Origin of the sequence: Nostoc sp. (genome assembly GCF_036917395.1) — a bacterium.
Lineage (GTDB): Bacteria > Cyanobacteriota > Cyanobacteriia > Cyanobacteriales > Nostocaceae > Nostoc.
Genome location: NZ_JBALDI010000068.1, coordinates 1 through 24,085 on the forward strand (window position 1 = coordinate 1; position 24,085 = coordinate 24,085).

Annotated in this window: 17 protein-coding genes and 3 pseudogenes; 8 read left to right on the top strand and 12 right to left on the bottom strand. The window is 41.5% G+C overall.

Going from position 1 to position 24,085, the window contains the following annotated elements; genetic code table 11:
• Positions 1-108: 108 nt before the first annotated feature.
• Both V7K46_RS23100 and V7K46_RS23105 read right to left on the bottom strand, forming a co-directional pair.
• A pseudogene (locus tag V7K46_RS23100) lies at positions 109-514 on the bottom strand (hypothetical protein); the annotation flags it as partial.
• A gap of 117 nt (positions 515-631) precedes the next feature.
• Positions 632-769: a hypothetical protein gene (locus V7K46_RS23105; protein WP_335117189.1), complete on the bottom strand. Its 138-nt coding sequence runs from the start codon at positions 767-769 to the stop codon at positions 632-634.
• A 1,306-nt stretch (positions 770-2,075) separates the two neighbouring features.
• On the opposite strand from V7K46_RS23105, the gene V7K46_RS23110 reads away from it, so the two are divergent.
• The 3 genes from V7K46_RS23110 to V7K46_RS23120 are packed head-to-tail and all read left to right on the top strand — an operon-like array spanning position 2,076 to position 5,879.
• Positions 2,076-2,699 carry a (2Fe-2S)-binding protein gene (locus V7K46_RS23110; protein WP_335117191.1) on the top strand — a complete coding sequence of 208 codons (624 nt, stop codon included), beginning with the start codon at positions 2,076-2,078 and terminating at the stop codon, positions 2,697-2,699.
• Positions 2,686-3,669 carry an FAD binding domain-containing protein gene (locus tag V7K46_RS23115; RefSeq protein WP_335117193.1) on the top strand — a complete coding sequence of 328 codons (984 nt, stop codon included), beginning with the start codon at positions 2,686-2,688 and terminating at the stop codon, positions 3,667-3,669. Before V7K46_RS23110 ends, V7K46_RS23115 begins: the two co-directional genes overlap by 14 nt.
• Positions 3,666-5,879: a xanthine dehydrogenase family protein molybdopterin-binding subunit gene (locus V7K46_RS23120; protein WP_335117195.1), complete on the top strand. Its 2,214-nt coding sequence runs from the start codon at positions 3,666-3,668 to the stop codon at positions 5,877-5,879. Before V7K46_RS23115 ends, V7K46_RS23120 begins: the two co-directional genes overlap by 4 nt.
• Before the next feature lie 274 nt (positions 5,880-6,153).
• On the opposite strand, the pseudogene V7K46_RS23125 reads toward V7K46_RS23120, so the two are convergent.
• Positions 6,154-7,095, bottom strand: a pseudogene (locus tag V7K46_RS23125) (IS66 family transposase); the annotation flags it as partial.
• Between the two features lie 134 nt (positions 7,096-7,229).
• Positions 7,230-9,341 (bottom strand): acylase, encoded by a 2,112-nt coding sequence (locus tag V7K46_RS23130; protein ID WP_335117197.1) that lies wholly within the window; start codon positions 9,339-9,341, stop codon positions 7,230-7,232.
• Positions 9,342-10,465: 1,124 nt separating this feature from the next.
• Here V7K46_RS23130 and V7K46_RS23135 point away from each other — a divergent pair.
• From V7K46_RS23135 to V7K46_RS23155, 5 genes and pseudogenes are all read left to right on the top strand, one after another.
• Positions 10,466-13,183: a TonB-dependent receptor gene (locus V7K46_RS23135; RefSeq protein ID WP_335117199.1), complete on the top strand. Its 2,718-nt coding sequence runs from the start codon at positions 10,466-10,468 to the stop codon at positions 13,181-13,183.
• A 271-nt stretch (positions 13,184-13,454) separates the two neighbouring features.
• Complete coding sequence (locus V7K46_RS23140; protein WP_335117201.1) at positions 13,455-13,709, top strand: hypothetical protein; 255 nt, start codon at positions 13,455-13,457, stop codon at positions 13,707-13,709.
• Positions 13,710-13,869: 160 nt separating this feature from the next.
• A complete protein-coding gene (locus tag V7K46_RS23145; protein WP_335117203.1) occupies positions 13,870-14,046 on the top strand; it encodes a hypothetical protein in 177 nt (58 codons plus the stop codon).
• A 451-nt stretch (positions 14,047-14,497) separates the two neighbouring features.
• Positions 14,498-15,394: pseudogene (locus V7K46_RS23150) on the top strand (IS630 family transposase).
• A 341-nt stretch (positions 15,395-15,735) separates the two neighbouring features.
• A protein-coding gene (locus tag V7K46_RS23155) for an IS630 family transposase (RefSeq protein WP_335117205.1) occupies positions 15,736-16,613 on the top strand; the annotation gives its coding sequence in 2 pieces (ribosomal slippage) (positions 15,736-16,065 and positions 16,068-16,613; 876 coding nt in all).
• A 429-nt stretch (positions 16,614-17,042) separates the two neighbouring features.
• Here V7K46_RS23155 and V7K46_RS23160 read toward each other — a convergent pair.
• The 8 genes from V7K46_RS23160 to V7K46_RS23195 form a co-directional block, all read right to left on the bottom strand.
• Entirely contained in the window at positions 17,043-17,270 is a 228-nt protein-coding gene (locus tag V7K46_RS23160; protein WP_335117207.1) for an MbtH family protein, read from the bottom strand.
• 76 nt (positions 17,271-17,346) lie between these two features.
• Positions 17,347-17,673 carry an MbtH domain protein gene (locus V7K46_RS23165; RefSeq protein ID WP_335117209.1) on the bottom strand — a complete coding sequence of 109 codons (327 nt, stop codon included), beginning with the start codon at positions 17,671-17,673 and terminating at the stop codon, positions 17,347-17,349.
• A 42-nt stretch (positions 17,674-17,715) separates the two neighbouring features.
• Positions 17,716-18,054: a hypothetical protein gene (locus V7K46_RS23170; RefSeq protein WP_335117211.1), complete on the bottom strand. Its 339-nt coding sequence runs from the start codon at positions 18,052-18,054 to the stop codon at positions 17,716-17,718.
• 36 nt (positions 18,055-18,090) lie between these two features.
• Positions 18,091-19,131 (bottom strand): methyltransferase, encoded by a 1,041-nt coding sequence (locus V7K46_RS23175; RefSeq protein ID WP_335117213.1) that lies wholly within the window; start codon positions 19,129-19,131, stop codon positions 18,091-18,093.
• Positions 19,132-19,261: 130 nt separating this feature from the next.
• Positions 19,262-20,638: an MATE family efflux transporter gene (locus V7K46_RS23180; RefSeq protein WP_335117215.1), complete on the bottom strand. Its 1,377-nt coding sequence runs from the start codon at positions 20,636-20,638 to the stop codon at positions 19,262-19,264.
• 25 nt (positions 20,639-20,663) lie between these two features.
• A complete protein-coding gene (locus V7K46_RS23185) occupies positions 20,664-21,710 on the bottom strand; it encodes a sucrase ferredoxin (protein WP_335117217.1) in 1,047 nt (348 codons plus the stop codon).
• A 139-nt stretch (positions 21,711-21,849) separates the two neighbouring features.
• Positions 21,850-22,734: an SDR family NAD(P)-dependent oxidoreductase gene (locus V7K46_RS23190; protein WP_335117219.1), complete on the bottom strand. Its 885-nt coding sequence runs from the start codon at positions 22,732-22,734 to the stop codon at positions 21,850-21,852.
• A gap of 366 nt (positions 22,735-23,100) precedes the next feature.
• Positions 23,101-23,988, bottom strand: a complete 888-nt coding sequence (locus tag V7K46_RS23195) for a TauD/TfdA family dioxygenase (protein ID WP_335117221.1) — start codon at positions 23,986-23,988, stop codon at positions 23,101-23,103.
• Positions 23,989-24,085: the final 97 nt, after the last annotated feature.

A 24,085-nucleotide genomic window follows, 5' to 3' on the forward strand; every position in this document is an offset into this window, starting at 1 on the left:
GAAGCTGTTGAACAAAGCCGACTTTGGGCAGGTATTTCTCATAAACAAGAAATCCCAGAAGAGATACTTGCCTACACAAATATGGTGGTATTTTGTAAGGATTCAGGTTTAAATTTGAGGAATTAAAGATGGTTCTTGGATATCCGGATTAACCATCGCTTTTATAGCTTGCTCAAAAAAATCAATTACGGAACGTCCTTGACGACACGGCAGTCGCCTCAAGTCGGCAAACCCGCCCACGGCGCTGCCTCAAGTTTATACAACCGTTAATAAATTGGCAGTATGTTTAAACCGCTCGATTGAACGGGAGCCTCCACTAAGCTTTCTCTTTGTTACTGCTAGCTAAAGTGTTCGCTGTGCTAAGTTATTGTCTGGAGGGATCGATCTCTGGATGGTCTAAAAAATACCACCATTGATCTGTTTTACAAAGTAGCGCTCGCAAAAGCTTACTGGCTTCTTTCCCTGCAGGTCCAATCCAATCATCAATGGAGGACTTAACTTTTACTTTTAACTCCCAAGCCCAAGCAAAAAACTCACTTATATTTTGATTCTCTTGGAATATGTATAGGACTTACGCAAAAACTCTCTGAAACTCTTATTTCTCCGTGTCCTCTGCGTCGCGCCAGTTGCTTCAAGTCGGGAAACCCGCCCAACGCACTGGCTTCTCTGCGGTTCGATTTTCCGTTACCTGTGCGTAAGTCCTGATGTAATTCTTAAATGCTTCGTCAATCAGCTTGAGGAACTTTTCCGCAATTTTTTGGTTGTTCAAACCTGGAAGCTTAATTAGTTTTTTAAAGTGACGGCGTAGATGGACCAAACATTTTTGTTGAGCTGGTTGTCCTCCTGGTTTCCGTTTTTGAGCTTGGCTGTCCCCATCCTGAATATCAGGTTTTTTTCGGATTTTTTTCGGATATCCCCAGATGGTGGTTTTGATGATGTTTTACTATCTAAGTCTCTAATCGCCTTTAGTTTTTCTATTTCTTGTTCTAGCTGTCAAATTCTGGAGTTTTGTTTAATCGTGGCGAGCGCCTGCTCGATAATGATTTCTACCAGTTGTTCCAAAGACAACTGTATCAGGATTTCACGGTTTAGTTCAAGAGGCAGATTTTTTCCATAACTGTGATATTCCACCTGGGATGTCACACTTGTCAATACCACCCTCACCTGAATCCTTACGTTTTGACAGATGTTGACGGCTGGAAAAAGTCAAATGCTTTCAGCGCTTGATTTTAATGCAAAAGTTCCAAATTTACGCCTGTTATTCGACAGCGTTAAGTACCTAATGAACTTGCTTAATTTATCATTAAGATGATTTATCAAGTTTCAAAACATTAGATTTAATAAAGCTTCTTAACTCAATTTTATGCCCAAAATTAAGTCTATGAACTAGTCGTCTCACTTGGAATGCAATGATTTTTGGCATACGGATTGTAATTGTGTCTTAATGATTCAAAATTGGCTTTTTGCCAGCATTTTCATATCTTCCTTCCCTTGTGTCTAGTTTTAACAAGAAAGAATTCAAGAGTCAGAAGCCAGAATTGAATTCTGTATAACTGATCAAGTAACATAGCTTCTCCCTACAGCCCTTCTCCTAAAAGAGACGCTAGGTGTAGCTTGCTTCCACGTTCGCGGAGCGTCTCGTAGAGAAGTGGTACGGGCACGGCAGGTGTTGGCCTCTCCCTTTGGAACAATATCAGGCGTCTTAGCACATAGTGCAGTGTTAACGAGTCTGTGTAGAGAAATATTCTTAAAATCTTTAAAGGTATAGATTCTAGAAAAAGGATTATTTTAACAAGAATTTATTAAAAATTAGTAATAAATCAATTAAATAATTACTACAGAATTTAATTGTCTATTGAATAAAAATATTGGAGATTCCAAAATAAAGTGATAATTTAAGATAATACTTATGGCATAAATCTTCTGATAGAGAGACAATGACAAGATGAAATTGTATCCTGTTAATAATGTCATATTGAGGAAAATAATTGTAAGAAAAAGTGCTTTTTATAAAGAAGTTAGATCCAGAAAATTACCAACTATTATTACCAACAAAAACAGAGTGGAGTAAACAGATGAAATTTCGGCTAAGACGCCGTGGTTTTGGTAAATTGATGGTCGTTAGCACAGTAGTGGCTACGATCAATAATTTTGTAGAAAAAGCTGTAGGACAAACTCAAGTCCAAAAAACTACTCCAATGCCGCAAACTTCGACACCTGAAACTATGAAGGTGACGCTGCAAGTAAACGGAACAGCACACAATTTACGGATTGAACCACGTGTTACTTTACTTGATGCACTGCGGGAATACATAGGGTTAACTGGTAGTAAAAAAGGTTGTGACCACGGTCAATGTGGTGCTTGCACGGTGCTGGTTAATGGGCAGCGAATAAATTCCTGCCTGACATTTGCGATCATGCACACTGACGCTGTAATTACAACCATTGAAGGGCTGGAGCAAGGAAATAATCTGCACCCGATGCAAGCTGCGTTTATTGTCCGCGATGCATTTCAGTGTGGCTACTGCACACCGGGACAAATTTGTTCGGCAGTGGGTTTAGTTAACGAAGGACATGCTAAATCAGATGGCGACATTCGTGAATTGATGAGCGGCAATATCTGCCGTTGTGGTGCTTATCCAAATATCGTGAATGCTGTCCGCGATGTTTTAGAAGGAAAAAAAGATGCAGCCGTTTAACTATAAAAAAGCAGGACAAGCGGAAAATGCCGTGGCGTTGGTGGCTCCAGATAGTGAAGCCTCGTATCTTGCCGGTGGTACCAGTCTAATCGATTTGATGAAGCTGAATGTCCAGACACCAAGAGAGTTAGTTGACATTAACCCACTACCGCTAACCAAGATAGAAATGCAGGGCAACGGCGTGCGAATTGGCGCAATGGCACGCAATAGTGATGTTGCTTATAATGCGATGATTCAGGAGCGTTATCCTGTGCTGTCAGAAGCGTTGCTGTCTGGGGCATCGCCACAACTGCGGAATATGGCAACAGTGGGCGGAAATTTGTTACAACGTACCCGCTGCTACTACTTCCGCGACACTTCAATGCCCTGCAATAAGCGTGTTCCAGGTTCAGGTTGTGCAGCAATTGAAGGTTACAACCGCATTCACGCGATTCTTGGCGGAAGCGATCGCTGTATTGCCACTCATCCTTCCGATATGGCGGTGGCAATGATCGCATTAGATGCAGTTGTGCAAACACGCGGCCCGAACGGAGAACGCAGTGTTCCGCTTGTAGATTTTCATCTCGTACCTGGCAATACACCCGAACGCGAAACAGTTCTACAACACGGGGAATTAATTGTTGCCGTTGACTTGCCTGCTTCAAATTTTGCGAAGCGATCGCACTATTTAAAAGTCCGTGATCGCGCCTCCTATGCCTTTGCAATGGCATCAGTGGCGGCAGCGCTGGATATTCAAAATGGGATCATTCGCTCGGCACGCATTGCCTTGGGTGGGGTAGGGACAAAACCCTGGCGTGCTTACGAAGCTGAAAAAGCCCTTCTGAACAAGCCTGCAAACGAGGCAACATTTCAAGTAGCAGCCTCCGCAGCTATTGCCGGAGCTAAACCTCAAAAATACAACGGCTTTAAAGTCGAACTGGCTAAACGCACAATTGTTAAGGCGCTGGCAACGGTGGGAGGAATGGCATGAATACAGGGGATACAAATACAGTTGTCGGCAAACCGCTAAACAGAGTTGATGGATATCTCAAGGTAACTGGCGGCGCACGCTATTCGGCAGAGTTTCCGGTAGCAAAAATGACTTATGGCGTAACAATTCAAAGCACGATCGCTAAAGGTAAGATTGCCAAAATTGATACAAAGGCAGCAGAGCAAGTACCGGGTGTATTAGCAGTTATTACCCACCTCAACGCGCCCAAAGCTTCTGGAGAAAAGGGCGGCGGTCGCAAGCTGCAAGTGCTGCAAGATAACGTTGTACTTTATAGCGGTCAGCACATTGGTGTCGTCGTTGCCGATACCTTTGAACGGGCTATGTATGCTGCCTCATTGGTGCAAGTTCGCTATGAGGAAGAGAAACCAACCATCAATATGCGGGATAATCTCGCTAAAGCATACTTGCCTAAAGGTAAAATCCCTAGAGAAGAGTCGCCCGATTCAAGTCACGGTAATGTCAACCAGGGACTAGCAGCTGCGGCTGTCCGCGTCGAGCAAACCTATACTACACCGATCGAAAATCACAATCCGATGGAGCCTCATGCTACAACAGCGGTTTGGCAAGGCGATCAACTGCTGCTGTATGATGCAACTCAGGGAATCTTTTCGGCTCAACAAAAAGTTGCGGGAGTATTAGGAATTGAGCCAGAGAAAGTCCGCGTTATGTCTTACTTTGTTGGCGGTGGCTTCGGTTGCAAAGGATCAGCTTGGTCGCATGTGCCTCTAGCGGCGATGGCAGCACGACAGGTTAATCGCCCAGTGAAATTAGTTCTGGGTCGCATACAGATGTATGGGCCTGTTGGTTTCCGACCAGAGACAATTCAACAGGTTTCTCTAGGTGCAACCCGTGAGGGTAAATTGACAGCTCTGCGACATGCTGGGACTTCGCAGACTTCAACTTTCGATGAATTTATTGAACCTGTTGGTAAAAGCGCCCGCATGATTTATGCTTGCCCGAATATTGAAACCAGCCACCGTCTTGTGCAGCTGGATGAAGGAACACCAACTTTCATGCGGGCCCCAGGAGAGGCTTCAGGATCGTTCGCTTTAGAATCGGCAATGGACGAACTGGCTTATGGGCTGAATATCGATCCGGTAGAACTGCGTCTGCGTAACCATGCTGATGTCGATCCTAGTAAAGGACTACCTTGGTCGAGCAAGTCACTCATCCAATGCTACAGATTAGGAGCGGAAAAGTTTGGCTGGCAAAAGCGCAATCCTAAGCCGCGTTCGATGCGAGACGGCAATTATTTGATTGGCTGGGGTATGGCGACAGCAACTTATCCAACTAACCGTTCTCCGGCATCAGCGATCGCCCGAATTATGGCAGACGGTACAGCCGTTGTGCAGAGCGGTTCGCAAGATATTGGCACGGGCACTTATACTGTAATGACTCAGGTTGCAGCTGAGGCGCTTGGTTTACCAGTTGAGAAAGTTCGCTTTGAACTAGGCGATACTAAGATGCCAGAAACCCCCGTTTCCGGTGGTTCACAAACTGCCGCCAGTGTCAGTTCGTCCGTGCATTTAGCCGGAAATCAAGCTCGCAGTCAGCTTTTGCAACTAGCACTTGCCGATCAAAAATCGCCGCTTTATAGTTCAAACGCTGAGGATGTGATTGCCGAAAATGGTAGCTTTTTCTTAAAAAATAAATCGTCTGCAACCGAAACATATCAGGCAATTTTGGCCCGGCATGGAATGAAAATGATCGAAGCGCGTGCAGATGCCAAACTCGGAGAGGAACAAAAGAAGTTCTCAATGCACGCATTTGGATCGCAATTTGCCGAAGTCCGCGTTAATCCTGATTCTGGAGAAGTCAGAGTAACGCGCTGGGTGGGAACTTTTGGCGTTGGACGCATACTCAACGCTAAAACAGCCAACAGTCAACTCATCGGTGGAATTGTCTACGGTATCGGTATGGCACTGATGGAACATACGGTAACAGACCCCAATCTCGGACGCGTTGTCAACCATGATTTAGCTGAATATCATGTACCAGTGAATGCAGACGTTCCTGATATTCAGGTGTTGTTTGTTGATGAACGCGATCCACATATCAACCCGCTTGGTGTCAAGGGAATCGGCGAAATTGGGATTACTGGTACGGCGGCGGCGATCGCTAACGCAGTTTACCATGCCACAGGTAAGCGCGTCCGTGATTTGCCAATTACACTAGACAAGCTACTGTAGATATTGCGTAGGCTAGCAAGAACCGTAGGCATCGCCGAAACAATGAAAGCTCAATCACACCTCGGCGATCGCAATGATATCCTGTAGTTTCTTTTACCAATCAGTAGAAGTCTCAGGGCTGATGACGATTAAAGTCAAATTTGGTATCGTTAGCTCGGAATCACTGTAGTTACCTCTGTGACCGAGATGAGTAGTCGAGCAGCCCGCTCTTACGCTTTTTTGTCGATTGCAGCGGCAATCGTCACTATTGCTCTAAAGTTTGGCGCTTACCTGCTAACCGAGCCAAACATTTCTGTTGTGTAACAGCTTGATAGCCGTTATAAAGACTATAATCATCTGAATTGATGACAGCTTGATATTGAGATCCTAAAATTGCTTTTAACTCAGCTTTAGAACGAGTATTAGCCGTAGTAAACAGGCAGAACTCAGAATTAGCAACTCCTTTAACTGACCAAGGTGTTTTATCCACATGAATGTTAGATTGTGTCTGTTTTAGCCAACTACTCAATTGATTAATGCTTGGTTCAATTGCTTGAGTAATTCGTTCATTGGTTGCTACTAACGTTCCTAACGCAATTTCAATCTGCCCCAGTTCCCATAACATTTCTTTCTGTTTTTCATAGGGTAGATGCCCATAATTATTTATCCACCCTACAAAAGCTTGCAACCTAACTCCCAAGTCTTGTCCTGGAATTATATCATCAGACCAATCCGCAGCTTGTAAATTTTCACAATGTGAACATCTGCATATCTGCCGATGATATTCGACGATTTCGATTGGCCGTTCCACCAACTGGGTAACCTGTTGTGTTTCAATTTTCACTGCTTCACTTAAAAATTTTGTGTTACCACAACAGGTACAAAACTCCGGACGTAAAATTTCAAAGCAGTCGATTCTTCCAAATCCTTTACGAGTTTTTCCCTGATGTCCGGGTTGCCCTCCTGATTTGCGTTTGGGACGATTCGATTCAAGCTCGTTTCCTGGTTTTTTCTTTTCAGATTTTTTCAAGATGTCTCCAGATGGCGGTTTTAAAGATGTCTTGCTATCAAGGTCTCGACTAATACCAAGCCGCCCTACCTCTTGTTTCAGTTCTGTTATCGTTGCTTGTAACTGCTGGATAGCGATTGCCTGTTCAATCATTATATCCACCAACTCTTCTTTGGACAGTTGGTTAGGACTTTCCCGGTCGATTTGTTGAGGCAGGTTGAGGTTCATGATTGTGATACTTTACCCCAAGCGTCCCCTTTGTCAATACTCTACCACCTAAATCCTTACCATGAATACATTTCCAGCCCAAATGCTCTTAACGAGGTAAACAAGACTTTGGGGTTATCTTAGTGCCATTCACCTTAGAATACTTTACGTTCTTCTAGATGAGCAAGAATATCTGAGCGATCGCGCCATACAGGACGCAACTTTTTGTTGGCGAACATCTGTAACTGGTCGCTAATGTGGGTTGATCCGGGTTGACTTGCACTACCATAGCTGGTGAGTGCCATCGCCCGTACAGGGTTAGAAAATTCAATTGCAGCAACATAGGAATCACCTCCAACAGCTTGGAACGTTTGCTCTGCTCCTGGGGCAAAATCGAGTTCACGAAAAATTCCCAGCTTGCCATCCCCACCATTGGCAGCTAAATCTACATTACCCAACCGTAGCCGAAAAACCTTGCCCCATGGTACATCAAGCGCCCCATAAGTTTTTTCTACCTGGGCTGCGACTGCTTGCAGAGTTGCAACTGCACTTTCAGGATTCGCTAAACCATCGGGTGTAGTGCGTGGAGAATTTTCATTCCAGGGTTTACTAAACCCCTTATCCTTATCGAAATGCATCTGTTGTACCCAAAAGGCAAATAATACGGCTCCGCGACTATCTGCATTGGCTTGCCGATCCCAGGCTTCTAGGACATTAGCTGCTTGCTGCCCTAAGTCCTGACCATACTTGCGTGCAGCCGGAATTAAATCATCCAAAATCCGATCAGCCAGTTCCATGCGGGTAGAGTGCTTGTCTGCAACCATTTTATCAAAAGAGATTTTATCATCTTCAGCCAACATCCTTGCAGAACGTTGGGAGCGGAAACTCATGAAACGAGGTGCCATGTAAAGTGGGTAATTATCTGCTTTAATGGCGGCTGGAAATGTAGTTGTCCAAGGTGGGTCATTTGTATTTTGCAACCAGCCACTCTTAGGGTCAACTATGCGCGGTAAGTCTTGGTAAGGATGGATTTTTGTCCACAAGGTTTTAGATGTATTTCCTGGAATTACGCCTTGCCAATATTTAAAATCACCTTCAGAGCGCATCGGAACTTGACCGTTGAATAGGTGCATAATATGCCCTTCTCTATCAGCATACATCACCGTAAACATTGGCAATTGCAAGCGCTTGAGTACTGTTTGAAACTGGGTAAGGTTTTTTGCTCGTGCCATATCCCACCACTCCTGGAGTACACCTGGTCGGTCAAGACCTGCAACTCTCAGCGCCACGGCTTTACCATTTTTTTCGGCGATCACAGGCCCGTGGACAGAACTTTTCACTACTAATGGTTGCTCTAGCAAAGAGCCATCTTTCTGCTTCACCTTTAAGGAAAGAGTTTTTGTCTCAAAGTTACGAACTTTGTCATCAAAGCTATAACCCTTACCTGCCAATGTGAGTTCATAAACATCCCAACCATCATAGGTGTTAACAGTGTGAGTCCAACCTAAGTTGTTATTAAATGCGATCGCTAATACGGGAACACCTACAAGTGTTGCCCCATAGGCATCAATTCCTGGTGCGGTGACTTGGGCTTCATACCACAAAAATAAATCTGACCAAGGTAGATGTGGGTTTGCTAGCAACATGGCCTTACCACTGGCAGAATGAGTTGGTGCGATCGCCCAACCATTAGATCCTGCTTGCAACTTTTGTTTGCTCAGGTCTAATACATCCTCCGGATTGACCACAAAGGTGAAATTGAGTATCCGATGTAAGTGAGCCATGACATCTTCTGCCTTGACTGGTAGCACCACCTCAATTTGATCATCAATCAAGTTTGGATTTTGGGAAGCATAAGCATTGATCCCTGTAGCAAAAGCATCGAGATAACTGCGAAAAGTTGGACTCTGTGCTTTGTACCAAGAACGAGCGCGTTCTGGTACTCTCGCAGTCTGTACCCAACGATCTGAATCCAGGTATTTCTCTCCCCAATATTCGGCTGCGCGTCCCCGTGCTTGACCATAGAGACGCAAAAGCAAATCTCCATGACTTTGCATTTGTGCCCAACCAAAGGCATAAAATGCACTCCGATTATCTTTTCCGTAGATGTGCGGCACACCATAGGTATCCCATAATATCTCTGTGGATTTTGTTGGTACAGCTATAGTGTGGCTTCCTACAAACAAAACCAGTATCAAACTGAGTATTAAGGGTAAAACGCGTATTGATTTTCTTTTGTAAACCCTAAGTAAAATATTAATCTTCATTAATACCACCATGTACAGATATAACGCTTGGTGACTGAAACTCCTATTGGGCATTCGGGATTGGGCATTGGGAAGAGACAAGGGAGTGACTTTTTCAATAATTCCCCTTTGTCCCCTTTGTTACTATGCTTCAGTAACTAGTACAGCACACTGTAAATTTAGCTACCATCTTAATTAACCAAATAAAGCGTTTAAGCCCCTTGGCAAAAGTAGGAGTAGGCAAATTTCCGCCACAGATTAATAGTTGTGAGTCTCCAGTCTCCAGTCCCTAATCTTCTTTTCCGTAATAATGTTGCAAGTGACTTTGACAAAGCAAATTTAAGTTCATCTAACAATACCACTTTATTGAGAAATCATATCAAAGCTGAAACGTTTATATCTTTGTGAGAAATCCGGGGTAAATACAATAATCTTCAGATCACGCAGAAATTAGAACGCGTAGGCGTAGCCCGCCGCAGGCATCGTCACATTAAACTGAGTCCCGACAGATTAAGAAGGGTACTCAAAAAAAGGGGATCAATTAGAAACGAGCTTTTGATAGATCACAAAAGAAAACAAGAGTCTGGAGTCAGGCATAGCGTAAATAAATCGGTGTTAAAAAATAAACTTATGTAACAAAGTATTAAATCACCAAAGAGCTTATAAATCAATCGTTATAGAGTTTTTATAAAACTAAACATAACCTTGGTTTCATTGTGCCGACTTACTGATTTTACCCGCACAGGCATCACAACAAGGCAGGCAATTACGTCGGCAGCAAAGCGCGCTGAAATTCATTGGCGATCGCAGCACTTCATTAAAGACAATCGCCTGCCCCGTCCCGACACTCTTTAATTGACGAATACTACCATTGCTTATACCATAATTGATGGTATTCAAGCTAGGGGAGAAAAAGTAACTACAAAATTATAGTGTATAAAATTTAACTATAACCCCTTTGCTTAACTTTTTGTTACATAACATATATATTGTAAATTTTTCCGTTCACCTAACTTATATGTAAATTTTTCTTTTTTACAGTTTTTTCTTATTGCTAAATAATTGCAAATATATTCTAATATTATCTTAATACTAGCGTCATCAATTTAGAGATAGGTGTAGTGTGACGGAGTCACAGGAAAAAAATGAAACTTAAGCAGCTTATTCCCAGTTTTTTACTGAGTTGCACGATAGTAGCGTTGCTCACAACTCCTGCATTAAGCGAGGAAATTTCATCAACTGAAGTTCCCCAGAGTACAGCATCTACTAAAACTGGTGCGAGTTCTACTCAACAAACACGTTTAGTAACCAAGGCACAGCACATTAAACCTATAACAGAGATTCGGCGACTCAGTCAGATAAAGCGCCCCAGCAGCCAACAGCTAGTGCAATCGCCAGCACAAGAAACAGCACCAACATCGGAAGTTGTACAAGTTACCGAAGTCAAAGCCAATCCCACCGATAAAGGTGTGGAGGTAATTTTACAGACAACCAAAGGGCAACAATTGCAACTGGTAAATCGCTCGAATGGCAATAACTTTATTGTTGATATTCCTAATGCTCAACTGCACCTTCCTTCTGGTGAGGCATTCACATTTCACTCAGACAAGCCAATTACTGGTGTTACACAAATAACAGTAACGAACTTTGATGCTAATACAATCCGGGTGAGTGTCACGGGTGAGACAGGAGTACCAATTGTCGAGTTGTATGACAGTGCTAACGAGGGTATTATCTTCAGCGTTGCCAGTACTGCACCAAGAGCGCAACAAACGCAACCGCAAACACAACAACCCCAAACTATTCAGCCGCCAAGTCAGACACAGCCAACTCAACCATCAGCATCGGGTGATGAGCCGATTGAGTTGGTGGTGACAGGTGATCTTGATGGCTATAACGCACCTAATGCGACAACAGCTACCAGAACCGACACTCCATTGCGCGACATTCCCCAGTCGATTCAAGTAATACCTCAACAAATAATCAAAGACCAGCAAGCTATCCGGCTCACGGATGCTCTGCGAAATGTATCTGGGGTTCAAGCAGGAAGCTCGTTTGGAGGCACACGGGACAGTTTTGTCATTCGAGGTTTTGGACAGGGCGTTCTTTTCCGAGATGGCTTCAGAGACTCTGTAAATCGGACAACAATCAGAGAAACCGCCAATCTGGAGAGAATCGAGGTACTAAAAGGACCTGCTTCGGTACTGTTTGGCACCATCGAACCAGGTGGAATTATTAATTTGGTGACGAAGCAACCCTTATCAGAACCTTTTTACTATACTGAACTGCAAGTAGGAAACTTTGGTCTTGTTCGACCGAGCATTGATTTTTCCGGTCCGTTGAATAGTGATCGAACTTTGCTCTATCGATTGAATGCCGTTTATGAAAGTGGTGGGAACTTTCGCGACTTTGACCAAGGCGTTGATCGGTTTTTTGTGTCGCCTGTATTAACCTGGAAGATTAGCGATCGCACTGATCTGACCTTTGAATTTTCGTATTTGGATGATACGCGACCATTCGACATAACAGGAATCCCACCTATTGGTAGAAAGATTGCAGACATTCCGTATAATCGCAATTTGGGTGAGCCAGATAATTTCGCTTTTAGGAATGAGTTGAGCGCAAGTTATCGACTAGAACATCGCTTTAGTGAAAATTGGACACTTCGTAATGCTTTCCGCTTCTCTTCGAGCGATCAGAGGTTTATTGGAGCAAGGTATGACACCCTTGATGAAACGACTGGCAACTTGAGCAGGAGTTGGAGCGATAATAGCGGAACTAACCAAAGCTATGCTTTCCAAACAAATTTGATTGGTAAGTTTGCCACAGGCTCAGTCAAACATACTCTCTTATTCGGTGTCGATCTCAATCGTGATATTAACGATCTAGATAACTACTTTGGTGATGGTGCCCCCAGCATTAATATTTTCAACCCAGTTTACCGTGTTGCCCCTATACCCAGACGAGAGAATCTTTCATCTAATGTTACCTTCAATCAGAGGTTAGACATTCTAGGTATTTATCTACAAGATCAGATCGCCCTAGCTGATAATTTGAAACTGTTGGTGGGTGGGCGCTTCGACATTGTAGATCAAGAAAGCCGCTTTACAAGCAATGCAGGGGCTAATACTAATACCCAGCAACAGGACAACGCTTTCACACCAAGAGTTGGCATTGTTTACCAACCCGTACCGCCACTGTCACTCTATGCCAGTTATAGTCAATCGTTTGCTCCAAATTCCGCGACAACAGTCAGTGGTTCACTCTTGGAACCGGAGCGTGGTACTCAGTACGAGGTGGGGATTAGAGGAGAATTTTTGAACGGCAGACTCTCAACCAATTTAGCTGCCTATCACTTGACCAAAAGTAACATTGCCACAACCGATCCAAATAATACAGATTACAGCATTCCGGTTGGAGAACAAACAAGTCAGGGTATTGAATTGGATGTTGTTGGAGAAATTCTGACGGGCTGGAATATTATTGCCAACTATGCCTACACTGATGCCCTAGTCACAAAAGACAATAGTCCCATACAAGGAAATCGACTAAATGGTGCGCCGTATAATGCAGCGAGTTTGTGGACAACTTACCAAATCCAGCGGGGTAATTTGCAGGGGTTAGGCTTTGGCTTGGGGTTATTTTACGTTGGTGAAAGGGAAGGCGACTTGGAGAACACGTATGAACTAAGCAGTTATTTGCGTACCGATGCTAACATCTTTTACAAGAAAAATAACTGGCGGGCGGGAATTAATTTCAAAAATATTTTCAATGTGGACTACATTGAGGGTACCTTCAGCAGAGACCAAGTCACTCCTGGCGCTCCTTTTACTGTTTTGGGGACATTTTCAATTGAATTTTAATTTTTCTCAGATGAAAAGGCATTACCCTACGAGAAATGCCAAAGCGAAGTATTTCCACACAATAAAGCAAGGTAGTACGCTTATTAGAGGTTGTTTGAAAAGTTTTGAGAAGTCAAAATTTATGCCAATCGCCTTACCATAATACGGCTCATAACCAAGTAGATGTTTGGCGGTGGGTTAATTAATGCTGATACACGCCTAATGTGAATTAGAAAAAAGGCGGGAGAAGTAAGAAGATGAAAGTTACCAGCTTTTCACTCAGACTTTCCCCATGATTAACATAGACAATGGATCGCTATTAACAACAATCTTTGTAATCGTAGATGATTGGCATGAGAAGCAAGTAAAAAATACAACTATGCTAAAACCAGGTGTGAAACCAAGTATGAGCGATAGTGAAATCTTGACACTAGCACTAGTCATGGATTACCTACCATTTCCTGGAGAAAGGCAATTTATCGGTTTCATCCGTGGAAACTATAGAGAATGGTTTCCTAATTTACTTGATCAAAGCCAATTCAATTAAAGAACGCTTACTTAACAAAACTGTTGATGGCTTTTGCGTACATATTGCTGCCAAGATTGCATCTTACACACTATGTTTGTTGCTTCGCCGACGTTTTGGTATTAATGTTCTCACTTTCCAATCTCAACTTCTCTAATTCACATTAGGCGTGATCCTGTAAATGCTGGGCATTAATTTACAAGGATTTAGAGAAGAAATTGATTTATACACTGAAATTCGTAACACTATTGCTGAACTTACCAACCTTCTCAAAGACATGAATACGCTAACTCCAGACATTTGCGATTCAGAATTTGAGGAATTATTGCAGGCGATCGCACAGCGTTTGAATGAATGAGAATAAACAATTGATCAGTTAAATTAATGAATATAAGATGAAGCAGAGGGGTTAGCTTAAAATGGCGAATGAAGAGTATCTGGCAATACTTAATGCTAGCAATATCAACGCCAAGCAGTTAGATAGTAATATTTATAACAACGACACTTAAACCTTCCCAAGCTAAACCCATGCCAGATTCAGAAGACCCAAAGCAAGTCTCCAACAACGACTTATACCAATTCTCTATGAAGTTGCACTTAATAAAGCGGAGGTGATGTAATTCCATCTACTCTCTCGAAGCGATCGCTTCCGGAGAAATGGAATCAAGAACATGTTTTAGCTTCTGCCGCAACTCATCTAAATTTGTGCAGTGTTTCCAGGACAGTTGGTATACCAACCGCCAAGGCGGTTTAAGCATAAACTGGATGTAGTCCCTTTCCTTTTTCTGCGGAGTACGATCACTATACATATGCCCAAACCCTACAGTTACGACCTTCGTCAAAAGATCATTCAAGCCATTGAGTTAGATGGTTTAAAGAAAAGCGAAGCAAGTCTTGTGTTCAATATCAGTCGCAACACTATAAACTTATGGCAGAAGCGACAAGCTGAAACTGGAGACTTCCAAGCCTTGCCCAATCAGCCTCCCGGTAATGGTCATAAAATTACCGACTGGGAAAAATTCCGTGAGTTTGCTTCATCTCATGGGGATAAAACTCAAGTCGAGATGGCTTCGCTTTGGGAAGGTCAAATTAGCGATGCCTGCGGCGAGCTACGCTAACGCACGATCTCACGGGCTTTGAAGAAAATTGGCTTTACTCGAAAAAAAAGACCTATGGCTACCGTGAGCGGGATGAAGCCAAGCGACAAGCGTTCATAGATCAGTTGTCTAAACTACCCCAAGAGTTGATCGTGTACCTAGATGAGTCTGGGATGGATAGTCGAGACGAGTATGATTATGGGTGGAACTCACTCTTGGCAGCGTTTCTATGCACTCAAATCAGGGCGGCGTGAAGGTAGGGTGAACATGATTGCTGCGCTGTGCAATCAAAATTTGATAGCTCCCTTTACTGTTGAAGGGGCATGTAATCGAACAGTGTTTGAGACCTGGTTAGAAACTTGTTTGCTTCCAACACTCGAACCTGGACAAGTTTTAGTGATGGATAATGCCACATTCCACAAAGGTGGGCGCATTCAACAACTGATTCAGGATGCAGGCTGTGAACTGCTGTATCTACCGCCTTATTCTCCAGACCTAAACTTGATTGAGAAATGCTGGTCTTGGTTAAAGAGTCGAATCCGTAGAAAACTGGGGCAGTTTGATTGTTTACGAGATACCATTGAGGACATCTTACGTTTGGCGTCCTAACCGCCTTGGCGGTTGCTATACTTAATAGACCTCTTGCAAAAAAGTTTTGTGATCAAGTAGGGGGTTAAGTAAATCAAAGAGAAATTGACGCTTTCTGAAGTTCGTAATTAGAAATCCCAGCAATCAAATGACATTGCAAGAGGTCTAATAATTTGTATAAATAAGTTTTTATTACTGAGGTAAGAATTTAGCGATCGCTGGTTTTTTACCTGACCTCACAAAATCGCATTGCTTCCGCAATCATCGTTGCTCAACTGCTTAATATTTATTTTATATAGCTATAGCCATCAAGATTAGGACGTAAACTATAAGAGTTCCTGCATAGCATCTACCCCATTTAAATGGTTAAACCCTATAGTGATGATTTCCGGCAAAAGGTAATGCAAGCGATAGAGTTGGACGGTCTCAAGAAGTGTGAGGCAAGCCTTCTGTTCAATATTAGTCGCAACACAATTAACTTGTGGTGTCAGCGCAAAGCCGAAACGGGAGATGTCAAACCCAAACAGAGGAAAGCATCGCCGCAGAATAGCAAAATCAGGGATTGGGAGAAGTTTCGCACCTTTGTCAAAGAGCAAGGGGATAAAACTCAAAGTGAAATGGCACAGCTATGGGACGGACAGATTAGCCAACGCACAATTTCCAGGGCACTGAAAAACATAGGACATACTCGTAAAAAAAAACATCCGGATATATTCAACGAGATGAAACCAAGCGGGCAGCATTCTTAACGCAACTCGACAACCCCAAAGCGCCTTACCTAGTATATGTTGATGAGTCTGGTATGGATGAACGCGATAATTACGGTTACGGTTACTCAAGAGCTGGAGAACGCTTTTACGATCTCAAATCAGGTGGTCGCAAGGGTCGCATCAATATGATTGCTGGCTATCGAGATCAGCAAATAATTGCGCCATTTACGATTGAGGGGGCGTGTAACCGTACCGTGTTTGAGACTTGGTTAGAAACTTGCTTGATTCCGATGCTACGACCCGATGAATGGGTAATTGTTGATAATGCTACCTTTCATCGTGGCGGTCGGATTGCTCAATTAATTGAAGATGCAGGGTGTCAGTTAGTTTACCTACCGCCTTATTCACCTGATCTCAATCGGATTGAAAAGTGTTGGGCAACTTTGAAAAGCAGGGTTCGTAAACTTTTATCCACATCGGATAATTTACGTGATACAATGGAAATTGTTCTCAAACAAGCAGCGTCCTAATTAATTTGGCTACGGCTATAAATACCCTCTTAGATTTGTTGTTTTGTCCAATAAGGCGGTCTGGTTTGTTTCTTCTGCGGCAGTAATGGCTCAATGAATTTCCACTCTTAATCGATTAAGCTGCTGGAGTATGCCATTTATTCCTGATCTTGGCTCCTCATCAGAGATTCCAAATGGGTTTTATAGGCTTGGTGCTTACAACTTATGATATGGGGTTTCCCTTCTTCACGCCAGATGCTTCATGCTGGGGAACCCTTTTAGCAGAGTCGGCACGAGGGAAACTTTACTAAAAACGCTGTTTCACCCCCGTACTGGCTCTTCTGCCTTGATCATAACTGTTTTGCCGCCACAGGTGGCAAGACATAGACACCTAAAGGCCCGCTTCTATAGGATATCCTGATGAGTCAATCTGCAAGAAGTTTATTTAAGTTATACTTGAGTGCGAGCAGCTTCCTCCATCTTCTTCTGGAGACTAAGCGGTCTCATGTCAGTCCAAACTTCTTTGATATATTCTAGACATTGTTGTTTGAGACCACTTTTTCCAGCATTTTTCCAACCAAGCGCGTTCTCCCGGTCGGCGGGCCAAATGGAATACTGTTCTTCGTGATTGACTACAACTTTGTAAATTGTCGTGTCCTCTTTATCATCTTGATACATTTTTATCTCCGTTAATTAACGAATTATGCTTTGTACACAGTGCATTGCTATCCGAAATCTAAAATTCAAAATGCCATCATTCTCCTATGGGTTCAAGGTATCCCTGACCTTCTAAGGTTTTCAAGTCAATATCTGCAATACATCGAACTTTCACGTAGTTCAAAGTTAAGTTACCAACTATGTGAACCTGACCCTTTTGGTTAAAGAAGTCGGCTTCATTGAGGTTAGATGCCTCTAAATCAATGCTGACACCTAAATCAGTACCTCCCTTAGTGTCCGTAAACTTGATATAAACATATCCACGGTCAATGCACTCTTTCAAAGCGGTTGCTGTTTTATCAGGTCGCAGACTTGCTTCAACGGGATGTTCGCCTTCTGACAATCGTTGTACTAACTCGTTCATAAAAGTCTTTCCTAAACTATGCTTGCTTTTTTACCTAAATACCTATAATTTACCTGTGCCTTGACCTGAGGAAGATGTTTGTACCTGCACAGGTTCATAAACTAAAATCTCGAACGAGAGTATATTTTTGCAAAAGTCTACCCACTCAGGAGTTACATTATCAAAAATGATATTTTCGTCCTTGAAAATGCCGTCTGTCACTACATAGTTTTCTTGTAAATAAAGAAAGTCATCATCAGTTAGCTCCCTATTAATTTCGAGTTCCTTGCCATCAACTTCTTTTTTCTCTTTTCTTGTATTGTCAGCATTCTCAGTCCACTGACTGAACTGTCGTAACTTCTGAATAGGATAGGCTTTGCAATATTTCCCCATTGTTGCCATAGTGATACCTCATTTAATCGTCAAAATATTTAACAGTTAATAGTTAACTGTTTTAACTCCTTCAATGATGCTGAATTCCGATTTAGTTTGGATGATCTTGGTGAGTTCAAACCCGGCAGATGTAAACAAGTCTCGAAATTGAGCTTCAGTGCGCTCCCGTCCACCAGGGCACATAAGTAACATATTTACATCCATAAACTTATGAAACAAAAACTCGTTTCCAACAGGAATAACAGAGTCTATTACCAAAAGTCGTGCTTGTTCTTTCATGGCTTGATGACAGTGCTTAAGAATGGCGAGCGCCCGCTCATCATCCCAGTTATGAACAACTTGCATGAGTAAATAAGCATCTCCTCCTTCTGGGATAGCCTCAAAAAAGCTACCCCCTATTAGTTGACAGCGATCATAAACAGATGCAGTTTCACGTGAATTCTTGGCTTTGTCAATCACTTCTGGAAGCTCGAACAACACCCCTATCATGCTAGGGTTAGCTTCGAGGATAGCAGTCAGAAAAGTACCTATGCCACCACCAACGTCTACTAGCTTATTGATTGAGGAAAAATCATAAGCCTCTAAAAATGAGGCATATGCCTCTTTAAACGAAGCCACAGTCTGATGGAAGATTTCTCCTTCAACAGGATTTTGCTCATTGTACTGAAACAAATCCATGCCGTACAAATGCTCAAAGGCACTTTCGCCTGTTTGCAGGCTATACATCAAATTTCCCCAAGCTTTATAGTAATGTTCCTCACCTCGCAAAATTGCCTGATTCCGTATCGAGCCGGGAACATTAGTCTGCAAACAATCGGCTAGTGGTGTTAACTCAAAGTATTGGGGTTGTATCTCAGCAAAAATTCCCACACCTGCAAGCGCTCGTAACACTCGATAAAGAGAATCACTATGGGTATTCGTTGCAGTAGCCAGATCATCACAGTGTTGCGAACTGTCTTTAAGCAAATCAGCAATACCAAGTTTCGCAACGACATAGATACATCGTGAAACCCAGTAAGCGTATACCCATTGTATAGGGGAGAGCGGAAACTGCGTTTTGCTGGGCTTAGAGTCTGATAAAACCATGATTTGTCACGCTTTTTCTTAATTGTTGCCATCTTTAAAGCATTAAAAGCGAAGATACTCCACTATCGAGTATTTATCTGCATATTATAATGCAAGGTAATAACTTCATAAATTATTTATTTTAAATAATTTATGAATAATCTGTTTTTATTACCATTTTGTTAAATTTATGAAATTCTTTAGCTGTTAATATTAATGCTATCAATACAACTAAAAGATCAGTCCCAATATATGCAAAATATATACCTTTAACACCCATAAACTTGCTAAAAAAAAGTATTAATGGAATAGAAAACAATAAACTATTTAATAAAACTATGAGTGAAACAATTTGACCTTTGCCTATAGATTGAAATAAAATTGCCCCAAATGGAATAATCGGCATAATTGGTATTAATAAATTAAGAATACGAAAGTTTAGTAAATCATTGAGACTAAAATTAACATTCGGCAAAAGCAAGCCTAAAAATATTTTTGGAAATAACTGTATAAAAAGCCAAAATAATGTTAATAAAACAGTTGCACAAATAATAAAAAGTAAATAAGCTTTTTTTATTCTATCATAATTTCTAGCTCCATAATTTATACCAATCACAGGTTGTAAGGTTTGCAAAAACCCATTTAAGGGAATAAATGTTAATGAAGTCAATGTTACTGTTGCTCCGAAAAAGGCTATATCATTCTGTGTCCCATAATGATAAATTGATTTTAAAATGACAAAACTTTGAATGAAACCGAGCATTGGTACTAAGAAATTTGAACTTCCTACTGATATAATTTCCGCTATTAAATTTTTTGATAATGTCAATTTTACATCATTGAGTTTTATCAAACTTTTTCCCGAAAGGTAATAGGTTAATACTCCAATACAGTAAGCCGCCATTGCAATAACTGTAGCAAGGGCTAATCCTATAATTTCCCCATGAAAGATACTAATAAATATGGTATTTAAGATGATATTAACAACAAAATAAATAGTAGCATATATCATCGAAAGTCTTAGTTTACCTTCTGCTTTAATGAGATAATTACAAGCAATTCCTACAGTAGAGAATACTGATCCAAGCACATAAATCCTCAAAAATTCTGTTCCAGCAGAGGTCATTTCACCACGCCCTCCCATGAATACAATTAATTTTTCAGCAAAATTGTAGCTAAAAATTGTGACAACAAAGGAGATAAGAACACTCATTATTACTAGATTGCCAAATATTTTGGACTGGGTTTTGATATCTCCAGAACCAATGGCTCGACTGAAAATAGAAGCAGAGCCTACCCCAATTAAGTCAGTCAAACCACCCAAGATAGAAATGAATGGTAAGGCAAGAGTTATACCACCGATAGCAGTTTTACCAATGAATTGTCCTGCAAACAAAGCATCAATAAAAGGAGTCAAGCCTAGTATAAGCTTTCCTGCAATACTGGGTATTGATAACTTGAACATCAGTTGAACGAGATTGCCTTGAAGGATCTCATTTGTCAGCTGAGATTGTTTTTGTGAAGTCATTTTTAAGTTTTTGACTTATTGCTGTTTAATCAAGCTTGGTCAAACGGCTAACACAATATTGTTCCACCGCTTGTAATTCCATCTGTTTTGCTGAGTTTAATGCACTTTTTACCTCACCACAAACTTCAACTCTGGCTTCATAAGCACCTGATACATTGCTATCGACCGCGGTGAAATCAATACGCACCTCAGCCCAATAGACAGGATGTTCTTCATCAACATGATGCTCTTCATTGAGTTCTTTTGCCAGCACTTCGCCAGTTTTCAAATAATCAAGCCAAGTCCAACCCAATTGTATCCAGATTTCACGCTCAACAATTTGCTCAAATTTAGTTAAACCTGCCCATCCTCGATAGAATTGACGCAAGTCTGAAACTGAACCATTTCTGTTTACCAGTAAATCCAATACTTCTGGTTCTAAATGTCCCCACAAGCATCCTTGGGGTAAATCAACTAAGGTGGGAGCAAACTGATGACCTCCAAAATGAGTTGTTTGCCACACTCTTAACTTTCCATTGGAAGCAGGCGCATATTCTTTACGTAGCTGACGATACAGAGGAGTTCCAAATCTGCCACAAGCCAGGTCAACTTGAGCATGGGTGCAAACCATGAGTTCACGAATATGACTGGTTTGTTGTTGATACTGCTGAAACTTTGATAAATCGTTGTGCTGTTGTATTAACTGCTTGAGTATTGCCGTTAGCAAAGCAGTGGCTTCCCCTTCTGGAACAACAAACTCTTGCTTCTCAAACTGAGAAAACATCTTGGCAGGACGGTAGTAATACAATACGCGGGTAAAGCCAGGGTGAGAGTACTCGCGATCAGGAGCAATTAACATTGGTCTGAGCTTGATCTCATGCTTGACAATTAACTCTTGGAACAAGCTTATTAATGGCTTTATTGTTGGATTTTCGCCAAAGATATCTTGAGACCAAGGTTGTGAAACTTCCATAATCAACCAATAGTCACAAGTATCTGCTGTACCAATGGGGTCTTCTCCGTTAGCTTTAGAAACCAACGAGCAAAAACGACAATCTGTGAGGGGAAGTTGATCGGTCTGTTGAGTTCGCATGTTGACTATATTTGGAACAATCTAATGTTTACAAATGACATCCCTGCCAGAGCCTCTATGACAGTTTTTAAATGTATTATCATTATCAAATCAAACATTTTTAAAAAGTTTATACAATAAGTCAAATTTAATCAACTTTTTAATCAAGTCCTAATCTCTTTCGTATACCATCATAATAAAAATTATCATAAAAATACTGATGTGGCATTAATCTTTTTTGTAATGCACCAATAGTAATTCTCCACTTTGATTTCGTCACAACATATTGCCTTTTAGGTTTGCGAGCTTCCAAAGCCTCCAAGATCACATTTGCGACTTTTTCAGGTGGTATTCCTTGGCGATTTCCTTCTACTACATTTTCCATAAATATTCTGAAGTTTTTGCCATATACAGTTTTAGCTTCAGGTGACATATTAGCTAATGTTTTCTGGTAGCTTGCCTCCACTTTGTCAGATACTTCTGTGTTCATTGAAGCTGGTAGGATAGAAAGAACTTCAACTTCAGAAGAACGTAATTCCATCCGCATAGAATCTGTTATTGCCTCCAGCGCAAACTTTGAAGCAACTAAGGGTCCGAAAAATGGGGCAGCTAACCTAGCTCCGACCGCAGTGATATTAATAATCCGACCTTTGGCTTTTCGGATCATTGGTAAAAAGGCCTGTGTGACTGCAATCAGCCCGAAAACACTTACTTCAAATTGCCATCTCAGGTCATCAATCGCAACACACTCCCACGGACCGTCTACTGCTACAACTGCATTGTTAACTAATCCGAACAGTCCTTCATCCCCAACGGCTAGTGAGACAAATTCTAAGGCAGATTGAATCTGTTCTGCTTTTGTGACATCCATGATGATTGGTGTTAAATCACTAGATGCAGCCTGCTTTAGTGATTCAGCGTCTTTTTCTGTACGGACTCCAGCGAAGACACGATACCCTTGCTTGTCCAACAAAAGCGCAGTTGCTCGACCGAGACCTGTAGATGTTCCTGTGATCACCACAGCGCCTTTTATACTTTTAACCATATCTGTTACCTCCATGATGAATAGATATTTATTGCGGGGAGGCTGACGTTATTTGTTTAGTAGTTGATAAACTAAACATTCATAATCCAGCCGCGCTGTATGAAGTTTTTGAGCCGCAAGAAGCGCGTATAATTGTTCAAAAATTAGACACTCTGCAAAGTTTATGTGACAAACTACTAGCGCAATAAACCGCTAGCAACATATGAAAGAAACACCATATTAGGTCATTTAGCCATCGATTAGTCTAGTTCTCGGTGTGAAACTAAATTTCCAAAAAATAAGGATACTGATTTAAGATGTTTCAAGGAACTAAAACCAAGGTTTTTAGGCTTTATAGAGTAAGCTTTTTGAGTTTTGCACCGCAAACTAGTCTAAACTCAATTTAGTTAGCACAGTGAATAACTTTCGTTGATTATCTTTGTTGAGTTCGCGGCGACCGTGGGTAAATCTCCAATTATCCATCATAACTAAATCACCAGCTTGCCAAGATATTTCTTGCGTAAACTTATCGTAAAGCTTCTGAATTTCGTCGGCGACTTCGTTAGGAAGCTTTGAACCATCTTCAAAATCCTCATCTCCAAGAGCCTTATATCCCCCCAAAATGTCGTTGGCAAATGCATCTTGATTCCCCGACTTAGTTTTTACTACTGCTGAACAAGTATATTTGGCACTAAGGGTCGAATCTTCATTTATCTGATAACTCAATCCCTCAAATTTATCCAATATTGGTTTGGCGTCATCAAGGGTTTCACCTAAGAAAGTAACTTCATTTAAGTGCTCTAATAGAAAGCTAGCCCAAGAAAACTTTATTTTTTTTTCCATAAATAACTGTTTTGTATCTTTGCTCATTTCCTTCCATATTTGGACACCGTCCCAAAATAGAGTTTCGCCTCCTTCTACAGGCGCTTCAGTACAGCAAAACCAAATAACATCAGGTCGAAAAGGAGTAAAAGCATAATCAGCATGAGGAGGAATAGCATTTGTATCAAATTCTACTAATTTAACAAAGTTATCAGAGTCAATACTTATTTTTATGGGATCTCCAATGAAGCTAGAACTAATTTTTTCTGAAAAAGTTTTCATCAGCATAGGAGTTACCCCAAAACCTCGAAAAATAATAACTCCAGATGACTTGAATAGCTCAAGAGTTTCCGCTTTAGAAAAGCGTAAAATATCTTCAGAATCGTTAGTACTGTATACTATTTTTCCTGTTCCTGTTCCTAATGGCTCGATTTTAGTGATCATGGCTTTCATTTTATATTTTTTCGGGTTAAAATTGTAATTGTTTACCGGAAGACAAACACATCTTAGAGGATGTTTTAAAAGTCCTCTTGTTGGTATCAAAAGTTCT

Coding starts and splice junctions, on each gene's coding strand:
- V7K46_RS23145 (WP_335117203.1), top strand. CDS start 13,870: ATGCTGGGCATTAATTTACAAGGATTTAGAGAAGAAATTGATTTATAC.
- V7K46_RS23165 (WP_335117209.1), bottom strand. CDS start 17,673: ATGAACGAGTTAGTACAACGATTGTCAGAAGGCGAACATCCCGTTGAA.
- V7K46_RS23135 (WP_335117199.1), top strand. CDS start 10,466: ATGAAACTTAAGCAGCTTATTCCCAGTTTTTTACTGAGTTGCACGATA.
- V7K46_RS23190 (WP_335117219.1), bottom strand. CDS start 22,734: ATGGTTAAAAGTATAAAAGGCGCTGTGGTGATCACAGGAACATCTACA.
- V7K46_RS23115 (WP_335117193.1), top strand. CDS start 2,686: ATGCAGCCGTTTAACTATAAAAAAGCAGGACAAGCGGAAAATGCCGTG.
- V7K46_RS23195 (WP_335117221.1), bottom strand. CDS start 23,988: ATGAAAGCCATGATCACTAAAATCGAGCCATTAGGAACAGGAACAGGA.
- V7K46_RS23160 (WP_335117207.1), bottom strand. CDS start 17,270: ATGTATCAAGATGATAAAGAGGACACGACAATTTACAAAGTTGTAGTC.
- V7K46_RS23175 (WP_335117213.1), bottom strand. CDS start 19,131: ATGGTTTTATCAGACTCTAAGCCCAGCAAAACGCAGTTTCCGCTCTCC.
- V7K46_RS23140 (WP_335117201.1), top strand. CDS start 13,455: ATGATTAACATAGACAATGGATCGCTATTAACAACAATCTTTGTAATC.
- V7K46_RS23130 (WP_335117197.1), bottom strand. CDS start 9,341: ATGAAGATTAATATTTTACTTAGGGTTTACAAAAGAAAATCAATACGC.
- V7K46_RS23170 (WP_335117211.1), bottom strand. CDS start 18,054: ATGGCAACAATGGGGAAATATTGCAAAGCCTATCCTATTCAGAAGTTA.
- V7K46_RS23185 (WP_335117217.1), bottom strand. CDS start 21,710: ATGCGAACTCAACAGACCGATCAACTTCCCCTCACAGATTGTCGTTTT.
- V7K46_RS23110 (WP_335117191.1), top strand. CDS start 2,076: ATGAAATTTCGGCTAAGACGCCGTGGTTTTGGTAAATTGATGGTCGTT.
- V7K46_RS23180 (WP_335117215.1), bottom strand. CDS start 20,638: ATGACTTCACAAAAACAATCTCAGCTGACAAATGAGATCCTTCAAGGC.
- V7K46_RS23120 (WP_335117195.1), top strand. CDS start 3,666: ATGAATACAGGGGATACAAATACAGTTGTCGGCAAACCGCTAAACAGA.